Raw genomic sequence first — 16,945 nt, forward strand, 5'->3', positions numbered from 1 at the left:
ACCAGCGGAAGCTCTCGACGTATTGCTACGGATGAGCCATACACGAACTGTTGCGACGACCGGTTGAATCCGCCCAGTACGCCGCGGCTTCCCGGCTCAACAATGGTCGCTCTGGGATACTGGGTCGTCCGGTCAAGCCGGACGACGACACCGCGTGTACGCGCGACCATGTGAACGCTTGCGGGCTTGACGGCTTCTCCTGCGATGCCACGTTCTGGTCATGTGGCGCGGCATCCTTGTTTTCCTCCTCCTGCTGGCGATCTCGACGATCGCCGCCGATGCGCGGCCGCGACAAATCAACCCAATTCCGTTTTCGCACGAGCCGTGCAGCGTCCTCGATGGCAGGCCCTGCACGCCGTCCTATTGCAGCCCGCTTGAGCCTGGTCCCTGTATTCCCGAGATCGACTATCCCTACGGCCAGAACCTCCAGCTCACGATCCAAAGCGTGCCAGCGGAGGCCGATCGCGTCAAATACCAAAAGCCGACTCACGATCTCGATACGATCGGCGACCTCTTCGCCGAGCTGCGCAGCTGCTGGTCGCCGCCATCGGACAATGCGCGCGCGGGCATGCAGATCGCCGTGCGTTTCAGCTTCAACAGGTCGGGCGGCCTGATCGGCGCACCGCGTCTGACCTTTGTGACCGCGGGCGTGCCCGCCGAGACGAGAACCACCTATCTCAATGCGATCAATTCATCGCTGAACGCCTGCCTGCCGCTGAAATTCACCGGCGGTCTTGGCGGTGCCATCGCCGGGCGGCCGATCGCGATCCGGTATGTCGACAATCGCGAGATCGGCAAGTAGCGCTTCAGTTGCGACCTGGCGCCAATCAATGATACGCCATAAGCAGGCGCGCTGGTTGAGGGGAGGACGTCGTGGGTCTGCTGGTTATGATCCTTGGGCTCGTGCTGTTTTTCGCACCGCATGTGTTCACCACCAAACGGGACGCGCGCGCGCAGGCGATCGCAAGGCTGGGCGAGGGGACCTACAAGATCCTCTACGCGCTGGTGTCTCTGGCAGGTCTGGCGCTGATCGTCTGGGGCTTTGCGCATTATCGCGCGACCGGTTGGATCGACGTCTGGTATCCGCCCAAGGCCATGAAGCACATCACGATCGCGCTGATGCTGCCCGCCGTCATCCTGGTGGTCGCCTCATATCTGCGCGGCCGCATCTATGCGACGCTGAAGCATCCGATGCTGGCCGGCGTCAAGCTGTGGGCAGTGGCGCATCTGCTGGCGAACGGCGATCTCGGCTCCATCATCCTGTTCGGCTCGTTCCTGGGCTGGGCGGTGTATGATCGCATTTCGCTGAAGCACCGCACCGATGGCGGCGCCCCGCCGATTCCGGTGGGCGGCGTGACCAACGACCTGATTGCGGTGGCAGTCGGCGTCGTGGCCTATCTGGCGCTGGCGTTTGCGTTCCATCCCGTGGTGATTGGTGTTCCCGTGATGGGGAGCTAAGCTGAGACCGCCGCGCGCCATGCGCGGAAGATGATAAAAACAAGAAGCTCAGGGCGTTCCGATGGACTGGTCACAATCTCTGATCCCGCCAATGCGGCTCGAGACGCGCTTTGGCGATCGCGTGGTGCCGGCCTTCGCCGACCGGCCCGCGAACATCTGGGCGATGATCGCAGATGCCTGCGCGCGCAATGCCGATGGCGAGGCGCTGATCTGCGGCAACATCCGGCTGAGCTGGCGGCAGGCGATGGATCAGGCCGCGCGGATTGCGTCGGGTCTGCGCAAGCTCGGATTGCAACGCGGTGACCGCGTTGCAATCCTGCTCGGCAACCGCATTGAATTTCCGCTGCTGCTGTTCGCGGCCGCGCATGAGGGCCTCGTCACAGTCCTGCTCAGCACGCGGCAGCAGAAGCCGGAGATCGCCTATGTCCTCACGGATTGCGGCGCCAGGATCCTGATTCACGAGGCCGCGCTCGCCGAGCGGCTGCCCGATGCGCGCGATGTTCCCGACGTGATCCACCGCATCGCCGTCGATCACGATCCGCAGCTCTCGAGCTTCGCGGTGCTCGCAGACAATGCACCGGCGCCAGCGCCGGTGGAGACGAGCGAGGAGGACACCGCGATGATCCTCTACACCTCGGGCACGACCGGCAAGCCGAAGGGCGCGATGCTGGCCCATTGCAACATCGTCCATTCCTCGATGGTGTTCGTGTCCTGCCTGCAATTGACCGCGGCGGACCGTTCGATCGCGGCGGTGCCGCTCGGCCACGTCACCGGCGTTGTCGCCAACATCACGACCATGATCCGCTGCGGCGGCGCGCTGATCATCATGCCGGAGTTCAAGGCCGCCGAATATCTCAAGCTCGCCGCGCGCGAGCGCGTCACCTACACCGTGATGGTGCCGGCGATGTACAATCTCTGCCTGCTGCAGCCGGATTTCGAGAATTATGACCTGTCGAGCTGGCGCATCGGCGGCTTCGGTGGAGCGCCGATGCCGGTCGCGGCCATCGAGAGGCTCACGGCAAAAATTCCCGGCCTGAAGCTTGCGAACTGCTACGGCGCAACCGAGACGACATCGCCGTCCACGATCATGCCGGGCGAGCTGACGGCGAGCCATATCGACAGTGTCGGCCTGCCGTGTCCCGGCGCGCAGATCATCGCGATGAGTGCGGTCGGGTGCGAGCTGCCGCCCGGCGAGATCGGCGAGCTCTGGATCCAGAGCGCCTCCGTCATTAAGGGCTATTGGAACAACCCCAAGGCCACGGCCGAAAGTTTCACCGGCGGCTTCTGGCATTCCGGCGATCTCGGCTCGGTCGATGTCGACGGCTTTGTTCGTGTGTTCGACCGGCAGAAGGACATGATCAACCGCGGTGGCCTGAAAATCTATTCGGCCGAGGTCGAATCCGTGCTGGCCGGTCATCCCGCCGTGGTCGAGAGCGCGATCATCGCAAAACCGTGCCCGGTGCTGGGCGAGCGCGTCCACGCCGTGGTGGTGGCGCGCACGCAGATCGGCAGCGACGATTTGCGGGCCTGGTGCGCCGAGCGGTTGTCCGACTACAAGGTGCCGGAGACAATGACCGTCACCGCCGAGCCACTGCCGCGCAATGCCAATGGCAAGGTGCTGAAGCGGCAGCTGCGCGAGCTGGTGGTGGGGGCCTGAGCGGGGCGGGCGGCCTCCGGCCTGTCCCGCGCGTTGGGTTAACGCCTTGATCGGGCTTGCTTTGCCTTGCCTCCGCCATATCGATAGGCTATCGCCGCCGCACGTGGGGACGGGTTTTCGACGCGCACAATCTGGCGCGCGCTCCCGGCCGGGCATGGGATTATCTTAAGTGTCTGAATTATTTGACGAAGTCGACGAGGAAGTCCGTCGCGAACAGCTCAAGCGGCTGTGGGACCGATATTCGATCTATTTCATCGCTTTGATGGTGCTGATCGTGGCCGCCGTCGGCGGCTGGCGCGGCTACCAGTACCTCGAGGCCAAGAAAGCCGCCGAGGCCGGCGCCGTCTTCGAGAAGGCCGTCGCGCTGTCCGAGCAGGACAAGCACGCCGAGGCCGAGGCCGCCTTTACGGATCTCGCCGCCAAGGCCCCCTCCGGCTACCGCACTTTGGCGCGGATGCGCGCTGCCGCCGAAGCATCGGCCCGCGATCCCAAGGCTGCGGCCAAGATTTACGACGACATCGCCGCCGACCGCAGCGTCGGCAGCGAGTGGCAGGATTTGGCAAAGGTTCGCGCGGCTGCCTTGCTGCTCGATAGCGCCGGTTACGGTGAGATACAGCGGCGGTTGGAGGCCTCCGCCACGCCGCAATCGACCTTCCGCCACAGCGCCCGCGAGATGTTGGCGTTGTCGGCCTGGCGCAACAACGACATGACCGCGGCCCACAAGTGGCTCGATGCGATCGCCGAGGACGGCGAAACCCCGCCGGGCCTGCGCTCGCGCGCCGAGGCGCTCCAGGCCCTGCTGCCGCCCGTCGCCAAGAGCTGACGGCCAAGTAAGCCAAGCCAAAGTGAGCTGAGACGAGATATCGATATGCGCCGTACGTCCCGCTTGATCGCAGCCGCCGTCCTGATCGCCTTCACGGGCGTCCTGGGCGGCTGCTCGAACTTCGATCCGAGCGATCTTATGGACTTCCTCGACACCAAGAAGAAGCTGCCTGGCGAGCGCAAGCCGGTGTTCCCCGAGGGCGTGCCGGGGCTCGAGCAGGGCGTGCCGAAAGAGATGTACAAGGGCGCCCAGCAGCAGGCGGATCCAAACGCGCCTGCCGTTGCAGCGTTGCCCGCGGAGCCGCCGCCCGCTGAACCGGCCAAATCGTCGAAATCCAAGGCGAAGAAGACCAGACAGCCGGTCGCGGCCGCTCCGGCCGAAGCGCCGGCCGGTGAAGTCGACGGCGAGGCCCAGCCAGAGGCAGCGCCCGCGCCTGCCGCAGCGCCACCGAAGCGGAAGATCGTCCGCAAGCGCACCACGGCGCCCCCGCCGGACCAACCCGCGCAGCAGCCGGCGCAATCGGCTCAGACCACCCAGCAACAGCAGCCGCAGGCGGCTTTCCCCGCACCGTTGCCCAGCGGCAGTTTCTCTCGCTGATATTTTTCACTGAATTGACAGTCGCCACCTCCACGGCGCACGAATGACCAATGTCCTTTACGATCGCCATTATCGGCCGGCCCAATGTCGGCAAGTCGACGCTGTTCAACCGCCTGGTCGGACAGAAGCTCGCGCTGGTCGATGACCTGCCCGGCGTCACCCGCGATCGCCGCGAGGGCGAGGCCAGGCTCGGCGATCTCGAATTCACCATCATCGACACCGCCGGCCTCGACGAAGGCGCCAAGGGCTCGCTGACTGCGCGGATGCAGGAGCAGACCGAGACCGCGATTGCGCTGGCCGATGCCTTGTTCTTCGTGATCGATGCCCGCATTGGTCTCACGCCGACCGATCGCTCCTTTGCCGATTTCGCCCGACGCGCCAACAAGCCGGTGCTGCTGGTGGCCAACAAGAGCGAGGGCAAGCACGGCGACGCCGGCGCGATGGAGGCGTTTGCACTCGGTCTCGGCGATCCCATCCAGGTCTCGGCCGAGCATGGCGAGGGGATGGGTGAGCTCTATGACGCCCTGAGCAAGCTGATGCCGGAGCCTGTCGACGAGGACGAGGCCGAGGACGACGAGCCGCTGACGGAGGAAGAGGCCGCCACGCGTCCGATCCGGGTTGCCATCGTCGGCCGCCCCAATGCCGGCAAGTCGACGCTGATCAACTATTTGCTCGGCGAGGAGCGGCTGCTGACGAGCCCGGAAGCCGGCACCACGCGCGATTCCATTGCGGTCGAGATCAATTGGAAGGGTCGCGAGTTTCGCGTGTTCGACACCGCCGGCCTGCGCCGGCGGTCGCGGATCGAGGAGAAGCTGGAGAAGCTCTCGGTCGCCGACGCGTTGCGCGCGGTGCGCTTTGCCGAAGTCGTGGTGATGACGATGGATGCGCAGAACCGCTTCGAGGAGCAGGATTTGCGCATCGCCGACCTGATCGAGCGCGAGGGCCGCGCCGTCGTGCTCGCCGTCAACAAATGGGATCTGATGGAAAGCAAGGGCGGCGGCGCCATCTCCGGCTTGCGCCGCGATGCCGACCATCTGCTGCCGCAGATCAAGGGCGTGCCGATCGTCGCCATCTCCGGCTTGATGGGCGAGGGCATCGATCGCCTGATGCAGGCCATCCAGGACGCCTATGCGCTCTGGAACAGGCGCGTCTCGACCTCGGCCTTGAACCGCTGGTTCGAGGAAGCGGTCCAGGCCAATCCGCCGCCCGCCGTCTCCGGCCGCCGCCTCAAGCTGAACTACATCACGCAAACCAAAGCGCGACCGCCGAGCTTCGTGCTGTTCTGCTCGCGCGCGGACGCGGTACCGCAGTCCTATTTGCGCTATCTGACCAATTCGATGCGTGAGGCCTTCGAACTGCCGGGTACGCCGGTGCGCATCACCTTGCGCGAGAAGGCCAATCCCTTCGCGCACAAACGCAAACGGCCGTCGTGAGCCCGGCGCCGTTCCTGCTCGCGGCGGCGTTGATGGTGGTGTGTGTCGCGATCGCGATGCGGATGTTGGCTGCCACGAAGACGATCTCGTAGGGTGGGCAAAGGCGCTCTTGCGCCGTGCCCACCATCTTCATGATCCGAAGAAGCGGTGGGCACGCTACGCTTTGCCCACCCTACGGCACCTATGCCCTTACTTCTTCACCAGCGGACACTCGCTGTCCTTGAGCGGCTTGGCCGCGTCTTCCGCCGGGATGGTGGCGACCAGCTTGTAATAGTCCCACGGTCCCTTCGATTCTTCCGGCTTCTTCACTTCGAACAGATAGGCCGGGATGAGGCGGCGGCCGTCCTCGCGCAGCGGGCCCTTGCCGAACAGCGGGTCGTCGGTCGGCAGCTCCTTCATCTTGGCGACGACCTTGGCGCCGTCATGCGGGTTGCCGCCGAGCGCTTCCATCGCCTTGAGATAATGCATCACCATCGCGTAATTGCCGGCCTGCGTCATCGAGGGCATCGCATTCTTGCTGGCCAGCGCCGCGAAGCGCTTCGACCAGGCGCGGGTCTGGTCGTTCATGTCCCAGTAGAAGGACTCCGTGAAGGTCAGGCCCTGGGCGGTCTTCAGGCCCAGCGAATGCACGTCGTTGATGAACAGCAGCAGCGCGGCGAGCTTTTGCCCGCCCTGCACAATGCCGAACTCGGAGGCCTGCTTGATCGCGTTGGTGGTGTCGCCGCCGGCGTTGGCGAGGCCCACAACCTTGGCTTTTGACGATTGCGCCTGGAGCAGGAAGGACGAGAAGTCCGCGGTATTGATCGGATGCCTGACGCTGCCGAGCACCTTGCCGCCGTTGGCGGTGACCACGGCCGAGGTGTCGCGTTCGAGCGCGTGGCCGAAGGCATAGTCGGAGGTGAGAAAGAACCAGGTGTCGCCGCCGGCCTTGGTCAGCGCTTTGCCGGTGCCGTTGGCCAGCATGTAGGTGTCATAGGTGTAGGAGACGGTGTTCGGCGTGCAGGCTTTGCCAGTCAGATCGGCGGACGCCGCGCCGGAATTCAGTAGCACCGCATTCTTTTCCTTGACGAGGTTGCTAACCGCCAGTGCGACGCCAGAGTTCGGCGTATCCGCGATCGCATCGACCTTCTCGTTGTCGATCCACTGCCGCGCGATGTTGACACCGACGTCCGGCTTGTTCTGGTGATCGCCGCTCAGCACGTCGATCTTCCAGCCCTTCTTCAGCAGGCCGGAATCCTCGACCGCCATCTTGATGGCGACCACGGAGTTCGGGCCGCCGATATCGGCATAGAGGCTCGACATGTCGTTGAGTACGCCGATCTTGACGGTCTTGTCCTGGGCGTAAGCGGATGTGGCAAAACCGAAAGCGGCGCAGGCCAAAAGGGCCGCATAGCGGCGCGCGAACGTCGTCGTCATGAAAGGTTTCCTCCATTGTCAAATATGCGGACGGCTCTCTTGCGGAGCCTTGTTCCGGCTGATGGCTCTAGCGTGTCCCACGGGGGTCGGCAATGCGCCTAAAGCCGGATGACGCTGCGTCCCGGCGTCATCCGTGGGTTAACCTTTGGGCAAAATGCGTTGAGACGCTATTTGAGCGCGTCCGCCGTCAGCTTGAATTTCTGGATCCGCTTTCCGGTGTCGACCTCGGCGGTATAGACGTTACCCTTGGCGGGGAAGTCGTCGAGTCAATCAGGCCGGCGCGCGGAAGCTCATCAGCGTGCGCGTCTTGTAGTCGTAGAACTTGCCGGTCTCGGTCCAGTCCGGCGCGCACATCGGCACGATGAATTCGGCGACCTGCTCGGGCGTCTCCAGCGTCGCCGGATCTTCGCCCGGCATCAGGGTGGCGCGCATGCGGGTGCGGACCGGGCCGGGATTGAACAGGTTGACGCGCAGCCTGGTGTTGGCCGTCTCCTGTGCCCAGGCGCGCGCCAGCGTTTCCAGCGCCGCCTTGGAGGCGGCGTAGGGGCTCACATAGGCCGTCGCCTTGTTGGCGGCGCCGGAGGTGATGAACACGGCGCGACCGGAATCGGACTGCTTCAGCAGCGGCTCCATGCAGCGGATCAGCTGGAAGTTCGCGGAGACGTTGACGGCCATGACGTCGTTGAAGGTCTTCAACTCGATATGGCCGACCGGAGACGAGGGGCCGAGCACGCCGGCATTGCCGACGAGGATGTCGAGCTTGCCGTAGCGTTCGTGCAGGCCGGCGCCGAGCCGCGCGATGCCGTCGAAATCGGTGAGGTTGAGCGGCACCAGCGTGGCACTGCCGCCCTCTTTCCGGATCTCGTCGTCGAGCTCCTCGAGCGCGCCTTGCGTGCGCGCCACCGCGACGATATGCGCGCCGGCTTTCGCCAGCGCCTTTGCCGTGGCGAAGCCGATGCCGCGCGAGGCGCCGGTGACGAGAGCGATGCGATTGGCGAGAGGGGATGTCATGGCGGGGTTTTACAGGCGTGGACCGCCGGGGCAAGCCCCCCGCACAACTGTCATTCCGGGATGGTGCGAAGCACCAGACCCGGAATCTCGAGATCCTCAGGTGCGCAATTGCGCACCATAGTTCGGTCCTGCTGGACCGCCCCGGGATGACGGCTGCGCCGTCAGCTCGCCTCCGCCAGCAACGACAGCTGCCGCGGCTGCGGCTCGGACTGGGTCTGGTCGGTGAGGTGGGTCGGGTAGGCGCCGGTGAAGCAATGATCCGAGAATTTCGGATTGGCGGGGTCGCGGCCGGGCTCGCCCATGGCGCGGTACATGCCGTCGATCGACAGGAAGGCGAGCGAGTCCGCGCCGATGATCTCGCGCATCTCTTCCAGCGAATGGGTCGCTGCCAGAAGGCCGCCACGATCGGGCAGGTCGATGCCGTAATAATCGGGATAGAGGATCGGCGGCGAAGCGAGACGGAAGTGCACTTCCTTGGCGCCGGCGTCGCGCATCATGCGCACGATCTTCTTCGAAGTGGTGCCGCGCACCAGCGAATCGTCGATCAGGATGATGCGCTTGCCTTCGATCGCGGCGCGGTTGGCCGAATGCTTCATGCGGACGCCGGATTCGCGGATCGCCTGCGTCGGCTGGATGAAGGTGCGGCCGACATAGTGATTGCGGATGATGCCGAGCTCGAACGGCACGCCGGAATGCTGGCTGTAGCCGACCGCGGCGGGCACGCCGGAATCCGGCACCGGCACGACGACGTCGACCGGCACATGGCTCTCGCGCGCGAGCTGCGCGCCAAAGGCCTTGCGCACCTCGTAGACGGAGCGGCCGTGGACGATGGAATCCGGACGGGAGAAATAGATGTACTCGAAGATGCAGGGCCGCGGTGCGATCCGCGGGAACGGCTTGTGGACGTCCTGGCCGTTCTCGTCGAACACGATGACTTCGCCGGGCTCGATGTCGCGCACGAAACGTGCGCCGATGATGTCGAGGGCGCAGGTCTCGGACGTCAGGATCGGGCAGCCGTCGAGATCGCCGAGCACCAGCGGGCGGATACCGCGCGGGTCGCGCGCGCCGACCAGCTTCTTGTTGGTCAGCGAGACCAGCGCATAGGCGCCTTCGATCTCGCGCAACGCGTCGATATAGCGCTCGATGAAGCGGCTGCGCCGGGAGCGCGCAACCAGATGCAGGATCACTTCGGTGTCGGTGGTCGACTGCATCATCGCGCCGCTCTTCACGAGCTCGCGGCGCAGCGTCAGGCCGTTGGTGAGGTTGCCGTTATGGGCGACGGCGAGGCCGCCGGCATTGAGCTCGGCGAACAGCGGCTGCACGTTGCGCAGGATGGTGGCGCCGGTGGTGGAATAGCGGACATGGCCCACCGCCATGTTGCCGGGCAGGCGGTCGATCACCTCGCGGCGCGAGAAGGTGTCGCCGACGAGGCCGAGGCGGCGTTCGCTGTGAAAGCGGCTGCCGTCGTAGGAGACGATACCGGCGGCCTCCTGGCCGCGGTGCTGAAGCGCGTGAAGTCCGAGGGCGGTGATGGCGGCGGCGTCGGGGTGTCCGTAGATGCCGAAGACGCCGCATTCCTCGCGCAGCGTATCTCCCTCCAGGTCGTCCTGAAGCTCCAGCGCGGCCGGACTCACTTGGGCGTTTGGATCGAGATCAAGCCGGGCGTCCTGGTCAGGGTGTCGCATCTCGTCCGCGCCTCTCTCTGGGTCGACTAACGTGCCGCAGGTTTCTCGATCAGCTTTTTCAGGCCGTCACGAGCCGGTTTGCTGTATCCGTCGCCACTGCCCGCGGGCTGTTGCTCGGTATCAGCTTGATCATCATCTGGTTTGTTTTTCTTGAATCTCTTCAAGATGGTGTTCTCGGGGTCATCCGGCAAGAGGGACATCAGCCAATCCCCGGTTCCCTGGAGCACCACGCGGGATTTGGCCCCCGTGACCCAGTCCGGGCGCTGCTTGTCCGGCACCAGCCAGGTGAAGAACAGGAACGCCACCACCACGATCAGAAGCCCCCGAGCCAGCCCGAACAGGAAGCCCAGGGTGCGGTCCAGCGCGCCGATCCGCGAATCCAGGATCATGTCCGAGATCCGGACCGTGATCACGGAGACCACGACCAGGGTACCGACGAACACGCCGGCGACGACGACCACGCTCGCGACCGTATCGTTGTTGAAATAGGTCTTTGCGGTCGGCAGCAGCTTGGAGAAGGAGTACAGCGTCACGATGGCCGCCGTGCCCCAGGCCGCGATCGACAGGATTTCGCGCATGAAGCCGCGGACCATCGCAAGCAGGCCCGAAATCAGCATCACACCGAGCAGGATCAGGTCGAGGAGTGTTACAGGCATCGGCTGGTCTGGTCCGCTCGTACGTCGAAGGTGCTCAGCGAATCGGTGCTTGGCCGCCGCCCTAAGTGAGGGCCAGACAGCGTTCCCGGCAAGGCCGTAACCACGCAATCCCGTGCTGCTTTTGTGACGGCTGTATAGCGGCGGGGGCGCGGGACGTCACCTCCAGCTAACCCTCTCCGCGGCGGAATCTTGCCGGTGTGGCATTTTTCTCTGCCGGAGCGCTCGACTCGCCCCGGCGGGAGCCGCGCGCGGCGATCTCGGCCACCAGGGTGGTCAGGCTGTTGATCGCATTGAGCGAGAGTCCGGCGTCGCCGCCAGCGTCGCCCCGGGCCGATTCGGGCAGCACGGCGCGCTGGAAGCCGAGTTTTGCCGCTTCCTTGAGCCGGGCCGGCGTCTGCGCCACCGGGCGGACCACGCCGGACAATGAAATCTCGCCGAAATAGACCGCATCGGTCGGTAACTGTGCGTTAACCAGCGACGAAACCAGTGCGGCCGCCGCGGCGAGGTCGGCCGCCGGCTCGTGGATGCGCAGGCCGCCCGCGACGTTCAGATAGACGTCGTGGCCGGACAGCTTGACCCCGCAATGGGCCTCCAGCACCGCGAGCACCATCGACAGCCGGCTCGGATCCCAGCCGACCACCGCCCGGCGCGGGGTGCCGAGCGAGGTTGGCGCCACCAGCGCCTGCAATTCGACCAGAAGCGGCCTTGTGCCTTCGATACCCGCGAACACGGCGGTGCCGGGCGTGCCGAGATCGCGCTCCGACAGGAACAGCTCGGACGGGTTGGTGACCTCGCGCAGGCCAAGCCCGGTCATCTCGAACACGCCGATCTCGTCGGTCGGGCCGAAGCGGTTCTTGACGGCGCGCAGGATGCGGAATTGCTGCGAGCCTTCGCCCTCGAACGACAGCACGGCATCGACCATGTGCTCGACCACGCGGGGGCCGGCGATCTGGCCGTCCTTGGTGACATGGCCGACCAGGATGATGGCCGCACCGGTTTTCTTGGCAAAACGAATCAGCGCCTGCGCCGAGGCGCGCACCTGCGTGACCGTGCCGGGGGCGGATTCCACCGTGTCGGTCCACATGGTCTGGATCGAGTCGATCACGATCAGCCGCGGCACTGCGCCTTCCGACAGCGTCGAGACGATGTCCTCCACCGAGGTTTCGGCGGCGAGCTGCACCGGCGCATCCGACAGCCCGAGCCGTTCGGCGCGCAGCCGCACTTGCGCGATCGCCTCTTCGCCGGAGATGTAGACGATGCGATGTCCGGCGCGCGCCATCAGGCTCGTCGCCTGCGTGAGCAGCGTCGATTTGCCGATGCCGGGATCGCCGCCGACCAGCAGCACCGAGCCGCGGACAAAGCCGCCACCGGTGACGCGGTCGAGCTCGGTCATGCCCGAGGACAAGCGAGGCGCGTCCTGGGTCTTTCCGGACAGGCTCTCCAGCGCGAACGTCCGGCCCTTGCGCTTGGAGCGGATCGAGACCGGCACGCTGCCGGTCGCGTCCTCCTCGGCCAGCGTGTTCCACTCGCCGCAGGACTCGCACTTGCCCTGCCAACGGTTATAGGCCGCGCCGCAGTTCTGACAGACGAAGGAGAGCGTGTTCTTGGCCATGGGGGACAGTTGAGTCGAGGTGTCGGGGGCTGCTGATAGCACGGAATGGCGCGGGCGAGGGGACATCCGCGTTGCGGGCCCCCGGCGCCCGGGAACGTCGCTTCGCATCCGGCGTTCAAGACCGTGATGCCTGTGCGCGCCGCGGTGGTCCATTCCCCGTTGTCACTCGCCCAACACCGGATCCGGGGCGACTATGGTCGACCAGCAACTTCTGACGGCCATTGTCTTCTCCGGCGGCCTCGGGCTTGGCGTCTATCATGCCGGTGCATTCGAGGCCTTCACGTCCGGCGGCGGTCCATTCGATTGGGTGACCGGCTCATCGGCCGGGGCCATCACCGCCGCGCTGGTCGCGGGCAGTGCCACGGCCGATCGCATCGGGAACTTGCGCCGCTACTGGCACGGGCCAACGAGCCCAACCCCGGTGCCCGATACCAACCGTCATTTGCTGGCCTGGTTGAGCTCGATCAACACGCGCCTTGTGGGTCATGCCCGCTTCTTCCATCCTCGGCTGCCGATTCCAGCACCGCACTTCGGCGGCCTCTACGATCTCGGCCCGACGCGGCAGCGCCTGCAACAGCTGATCGACTTCGGACGCCTCAATGCCGGTGATCTCCGCATCACCATCTGCGCGACGGATCTCGAAACCGGCGGCGCCGTATTATTCGATTCCCAGACCTTCCACCGGTTTCGTCACGCCCTCGAAGCCCGCCGGCTGCGCGCCGAGCTGCAGGGCCCTGATCGCGACGCCCTGATTTGGCTGCTGAGCTACCGGCCAGGCGCCGAGGAGGCGGGGCCGGAGAAGTCCTTTGATCTGTCGGAAGTCGCGATGGCCCAAAGGTGGCAGGCGGGCTTCCTCGACATGCAGCATGCCGCAGGACTCGCTCCCGACAAGGATGGGATCTGCAGCGTGCGCCGGCGCTAGCGCTATCCCTGCGGACTCGCTCTATGCCTTCGCGTCGAGACGCTTGCGGATGTCGCGCAGAAAGCGTGTGAGGCCCTCGTCGGCGGTCATGCCCTCAGGCGCGCCGACGGTGGTGATGCCCCAGTTCGCCAACACCGCCTCCTGCACCGGGTTGGGCTGAGACACGAATGCGAACGATCGTGGCCGGTCCTGACGGTGCCCCGATTGCTCCCATGTCTGCCAGATACGGTGCAGCAGGAGGCGGATATTCGGATCCGACATGCTGTAGCCGATGAACAGCAGCGTGCTTCCGAGAGCGTCGGCGCGAAAGCGGACATCGAGCGGCGAATTGAATGCGAGCCGGTTGAGAAAATCCGTCTCGGTCAGGACGAGCGAGGCGTCATCGTCGAAGTCGCCATGAAATTTGATGATGTGCGTGACACCGACGGTGGCGCTCGCAATCTCCTTGGCGTTGCTGATCTTGGCGTAGGGTTTTTCCAGGACGTCGAATGCGGTCTCGAGATTGCGGTCGTAGTTCGTCGTATAAATGATCGGGAAATCCAGCTCGACGATCAGCTTGTGGAGCTTCGAGGCAGCGATCTTGTCCGGATCGACCCGCCAGGTGCGGTCCAGCCAGCTCCGCAGAGGGCCAATGCCGCCGCGCTTCAGCCGATAATACTCCGCCAGCGTCTGATAGCCGCCATGCATTCCCTCGATGACGTCGCGTTCGAGACAGAGATCATCCAGCAGATGGTCGATCAGGGATTGCCAGGATGGCAGGCCGACCGCCATCGACACTCCCGCGCCGACGAACAGGATGGCTCGGCGCTGCAATATCGCGGCGGCAAGGATGTCCTGGGGCGAACGCTCCCGGTACGCAAGCCTTGTCGTCTGTTGGTCCATCTAACCTGAATGGCGCGATGAGGTGAGGGTTCCTAACGGGATGCCGCTCGGTCAGCGGGCGATGACGCGCTCTTCTCGGTCTGCTTGACGAAGCGGGCGATCAGCCGCCGCAGCTCCGCCTTGTGCACCATGCGGGCCGCGGTTTCCGCCGACAAGCGCGCGCCGCAGCCATCATTCCTCCGGCGGCGTGATCTCGAGGCAGGTCAGAACTTCCGCTCGACCATCTTGAGACGCAGCCCGGCTATTGCTTCCCCGGGATTCAAGCCTTTCGGACAAGCCTTCGCGCAATTGAGGATGGTGTGACAGCGATACGCGCAGCGGCTCGCCTTCCGGAAGTCCTCCATCATGGACTTGGTACAGGCCAGCGTGTTCTGGCCGGCGATGTTCATCGAGCAGGAGCCGCACACGCCTTCGCGGCAAGACCGCCTGAAGGTGAGGGTGGAATCGATGTTGTTTTTGATCCAGAGCAGGCCATCGAGAACCATGGGCCCGCAATCGCTCATGTCGACGAAGTAGGTATCGAGCCGCGGATTGCGGCCATCGTCCTGATTCCAGCGATAGACCTGGAATTCGCGCAACGACGTGCTGTCTGGCTTGGGCCAGATCTTGCCTGTTTCGACGCGGGAGTTTTTCGGGAGCCTGAATTCGACCATGTGGACCAAGCCATCTCGCATGCGGCCGTTCCCATGAACATGACGCACGCTGCGTGCCAATAACTTGCGTTAAGCTGCGGGTCCGCTGGATCGCGCCGACCATGTGATCGGAGTGCCTTGCTGGCGGCAATTGGAACGTTCAACACAAAGCTGCGTCATGTGAACTCCAGATTGGAGCTTCATCATGCTGAGAAGATTGTTCTTGCTTGCTTTGGGCGGGTTCGGACTCGCGGCCGACATTGAGCATCACCTCGCGATCCTGAGCAATCTCAGCGAAGTGGGATAGCGGGTGAGGAGGCCGCCATGGCGTACGCCTTGTTCAAAGACCGCGAAAAACTGAGCCGGACCTTTGTGACAAAGGAGGAGGCCTTGCAAAAGGCCGACGAAGCCGGGTTGGTCGAAGATCGCGACAAGCCTGTGCTTGAGGACGACCTCAAGATTGAGCCGTGCCCACCCGACCCCGAACCTCGCAGCGACGAAGATCTCGATTGGACGCCGGCGAGGCCGGCGTCCTGAAACCGTCCGGCTCAGCTTCTCTCGCGATCATTGTGCGTGTGATGCTGATCGCGCTCTCCGCCCCCTCCCGAGACGTGTGACTTTCGATCGTTGGTCGGCGTTCCCGGCGCGGGAACCTCGTGGTCGCGTCCTCCCTTTTCGGGATGCTTGCGGTCCTGCCGGGAAGATCCCGGACCGCCAAAGCGTTCAGTGTCTGAGTTCTTGTGCGGCATTCATCGATCCTGCTGGTAGCCTTGATTGGTCGTGTTCTGCTTGATGTTGCCGTGACGGCCCTGAGTGTCGAAGTTTTCGCGGCCGGGGACCTTTTCATCCGCCTCGATCTTCGGATCCGATCCCGGGCCCTTGTCGCTACGCTGCTCTGGCGGGACGGGGGGCATTTTGGACATGGCTTGCTCCTGTTTCGAGTTTCCGCGACCGCATGCAGAGTCGCGACCTCACACAGAGAGCAATCAGGTGCGGCGACGGTCGTTCCCTGCGCTGACGCATGTCCTTGGGACACGCACCATTGGTGGAACGAACGATTTGCGCCCGTGTTGGCCAGACAGTTGCCAGCAAGGGTTTTTCTTCATGGTCAAGGATCTGTCCCGCGAAACCGAGAAAGGCGGCACTCGCAAGGTGATGATGGCGGGATACGCGCTGGCCGCGGTCGTGTTTGCAGGTTTCATTCTCTGGTTTGCCGTTCCCCAGATGTTTGGTGCGACGGATTACCTCGGCCGCCCCTCGACAGGAGCGGACAAGGGGGCACCGGCGACGACGGTCGGCACCGGAGTTCCGACGCAGCGGGAAGGGGTCAGCAAAGCCGCCAAAGACAATCCCGCCGGCAATGAAGATTCGACCGGCGGTCGTGCGCGCGATGTCCAGCAGACCGCGAGCGCGGTGAATCTCAGCGATCAGCAACGCCAGCAGCTTCGCTCGATTATCTCAGCGGCGCATGGCCCGACCATGGATCGTCCCAATTTCGAGATGATGATCGGCACCTCCGTGCCGCGCCAGACCCAGGTTGCCGACCTGCCGCCCGAGGTCACGCAGGTGCTGAACGGCTTCTGGGGCGACCAATATCTGATCGCCGGGAATGATCTCGTCATCGTCGATCAACATTCGCGCCGCGTGGCCGGAATTATCGCCGAAGTTCGCTAAGCATGAACCGCCGCGTGCCCTCACTCAAGAGAGGAAAATGCCATGCCGAAGACGCCTGAAAACGATCCCCGGGAAACACCGCGCGACGATCCGCGACAACAAAACGATCTGCCGACGCACAGGCAGACGGACGAGCCCTGGCGCGGCAATCCGGAGAAGGAGCAGATCGATCCCAAGCGCCCGCCGATCGATCTGGAGCGATGGCAGAAGTCCAACACTCACTAGAGCGGAATGGCTTTGAGCTGAATCGATTGGCCGTGGGCTCGCTCGACCTCTCCCGCTTGCGGGAGAGGTCGGCGCGAAGCGCGACGTGAGGGTTCTCTCCACACAGGGCTTCTCGATTGCGGAGACACCCCATGCAACCTTCCCGCAAGCGCAGGGTGATCGCGTTGAGAGACTGCTCCCTGCGGGCGATCCTTCGAGACGCCCGCTTTGGCGGGCTCCTCAGGATGAGGGCGGAGCGCGCGGTAGCAGTTTCAACGGGCGC

18 protein-coding genes are annotated in these 16,945 nt (G+C 64.6%); 10 read left to right on the plus strand and 8 right to left on the minus strand.

The window, feature by feature from the left end:
- Window positions 1-220 precede the first annotated feature (220 nt).
- The 6 genes from AC0L2O_RS07480 (at window position 221) to der (ending at window position 5,968) form a co-directional block, all read left to right on the plus strand.
- Window positions 221-802 (plus strand): hypothetical protein, encoded by a 582-nt coding sequence (locus AC0L2O_RS07480; protein WP_473369271.1) that lies wholly within the window; start codon window positions 221-223, stop codon window positions 800-802.
- A gap of 71 nt (window positions 803-873) precedes the next feature.
- Window positions 874-1,458, plus strand: coding sequence for an NnrU family protein (locus AC0L2O_RS07485; protein WP_473369272.1), 585 nt, complete (start codon window positions 874-876; stop codon window positions 1,456-1,458).
- 61 nt (window positions 1,459-1,519) lie between these two features.
- Window positions 1,520-3,115, plus strand: coding sequence for a class I adenylate-forming enzyme family protein (locus AC0L2O_RS07490; RefSeq protein WP_473369273.1), 1,596 nt, complete (start codon window positions 1,520-1,522; stop codon window positions 3,113-3,115).
- 169 nt (window positions 3,116-3,284) lie between these two features.
- The gene (locus AC0L2O_RS07495) at window positions 3,285-3,938 is read left to right on the plus strand and encodes a tetratricopeptide repeat protein (protein ID WP_473369274.1); all 654 of its coding nucleotides are present in this window, start codon (window positions 3,285-3,287) and stop codon (window positions 3,936-3,938) included.
- Between the two features lie 45 nt (window positions 3,939-3,983).
- Complete coding sequence (locus tag AC0L2O_RS07500) at window positions 3,984-4,535, plus strand: hypothetical protein (RefSeq protein WP_473369275.1); 552 nt, start codon at window positions 3,984-3,986, stop codon at window positions 4,533-4,535.
- Window positions 4,536-4,585: 50 nt separating this feature from the next.
- Window positions 4,586-5,968, plus strand: a complete 1,383-nt coding sequence (gene der, locus AC0L2O_RS07505; protein WP_409189069.1) for a ribosome biogenesis GTPase Der — start codon at window positions 4,586-4,588, stop codon at window positions 5,966-5,968.
- 189 nt (window positions 5,969-6,157) lie between these two features.
- Here der and AC0L2O_RS07510 read toward each other — a convergent pair whose 3' ends face one another.
- From AC0L2O_RS07510 to radA, 5 genes are all read right to left on the minus strand, one after another.
- Window positions 6,158-7,384: an ABC transporter substrate-binding protein gene (locus tag AC0L2O_RS07510; protein ID WP_473369276.1), complete on the minus strand. Its 1,227-nt coding sequence runs from the start codon at window positions 7,382-7,384 to the stop codon at window positions 6,158-6,160.
- A gap of 270 nt (window positions 7,385-7,654) precedes the next feature.
- Entirely contained in the window at window positions 7,655-8,395 is a 741-nt protein-coding gene (locus AC0L2O_RS07515; RefSeq protein WP_473369277.1) for an SDR family NAD(P)-dependent oxidoreductase, read from the minus strand.
- A gap of 161 nt (window positions 8,396-8,556) precedes the next feature.
- Entirely contained in the window at window positions 8,557-10,080 is a 1,524-nt protein-coding gene (gene purF, locus AC0L2O_RS07520) for an amidophosphoribosyltransferase (protein WP_369724314.1), read from the minus strand.
- Between the two features lie 26 nt (window positions 10,081-10,106).
- The gene (locus tag AC0L2O_RS07525) at window positions 10,107-10,736 is read right to left on the minus strand and encodes a CvpA family protein (protein WP_369726783.1); all 630 of its coding nucleotides are present in this window, start codon (window positions 10,734-10,736) and stop codon (window positions 10,107-10,109) included.
- A gap of 166 nt (window positions 10,737-10,902) precedes the next feature.
- Window positions 10,903-12,348 carry a DNA repair protein RadA gene (radA, locus tag AC0L2O_RS07530; RefSeq protein ID WP_409189067.1) on the minus strand — a complete coding sequence of 482 codons (1,446 nt, stop codon included), beginning with the start codon at window positions 12,346-12,348 and terminating at the stop codon, window positions 10,903-10,905.
- Window positions 12,349-12,541: 193 nt separating this feature from the next.
- Between radA and AC0L2O_RS07535 the strand changes: the two genes are divergently transcribed.
- Complete coding sequence (locus AC0L2O_RS07535; RefSeq protein ID WP_473369278.1) at window positions 12,542-13,270, plus strand: patatin-like phospholipase family protein; 729 nt, start codon at window positions 12,542-12,544, stop codon at window positions 13,268-13,270.
- A gap of 21 nt (window positions 13,271-13,291) precedes the next feature.
- Here the strand turns inward: AC0L2O_RS07535 and AC0L2O_RS07540 are convergent, their stop codons facing one another.
- Together AC0L2O_RS07540 and AC0L2O_RS07545 are read right to left on the minus strand one after the other, a co-directional pair.
- Window positions 13,292-14,152, minus strand: a complete 861-nt coding sequence (locus AC0L2O_RS07540) for an SIR2 family NAD-dependent protein deacylase (RefSeq protein WP_473369279.1) — start codon at window positions 14,150-14,152, stop codon at window positions 13,292-13,294.
- A 203-nt stretch (window positions 14,153-14,355) separates the two neighbouring features.
- Complete coding sequence (locus tag AC0L2O_RS07545) at window positions 14,356-14,805, minus strand: 2Fe-2S iron-sulfur cluster-binding protein (RefSeq protein ID WP_473369513.1); 450 nt, start codon at window positions 14,803-14,805, stop codon at window positions 14,356-14,358.
- A gap of 303 nt (window positions 14,806-15,108) precedes the next feature.
- Here AC0L2O_RS07545 and AC0L2O_RS07550 point away from each other — a divergent pair, with 303 nt between their 5' ends.
- A complete protein-coding gene (locus AC0L2O_RS07550; RefSeq protein ID WP_369724307.1) occupies window positions 15,109-15,321 on the plus strand; it encodes a hypothetical protein in 213 nt (70 codons plus the stop codon).
- Between the two features lie 212 nt (window positions 15,322-15,533).
- Here AC0L2O_RS07550 and AC0L2O_RS07555 read toward each other — a convergent pair whose 3' ends face one another.
- Window positions 15,534-15,707: a hypothetical protein gene (locus tag AC0L2O_RS07555; RefSeq protein ID WP_369724305.1), complete on the minus strand. Its 174-nt coding sequence runs from the start codon at window positions 15,705-15,707 to the stop codon at window positions 15,534-15,536.
- A gap of 181 nt (window positions 15,708-15,888) precedes the next feature.
- Between AC0L2O_RS07555 and AC0L2O_RS07560 the strand changes: the two genes are divergently transcribed.
- Window positions 15,889-16,458, plus strand: coding sequence for a DUF1236 domain-containing protein (locus AC0L2O_RS07560; protein WP_473369280.1), 570 nt, complete (start codon window positions 15,889-15,891; stop codon window positions 16,456-16,458).
- A 42-nt stretch (window positions 16,459-16,500) separates the two neighbouring features.
- Window positions 16,501-16,683, plus strand: a complete 183-nt coding sequence (locus tag AC0L2O_RS07565) for a hypothetical protein (RefSeq protein WP_473369281.1) — start codon at window positions 16,501-16,503, stop codon at window positions 16,681-16,683.
- The last annotated feature ends 262 nt before the right edge of the window (window positions 16,684-16,945 follow it).

This window comes from Bradyrhizobium sp. Kon10 (assembly GCF_055807395.1).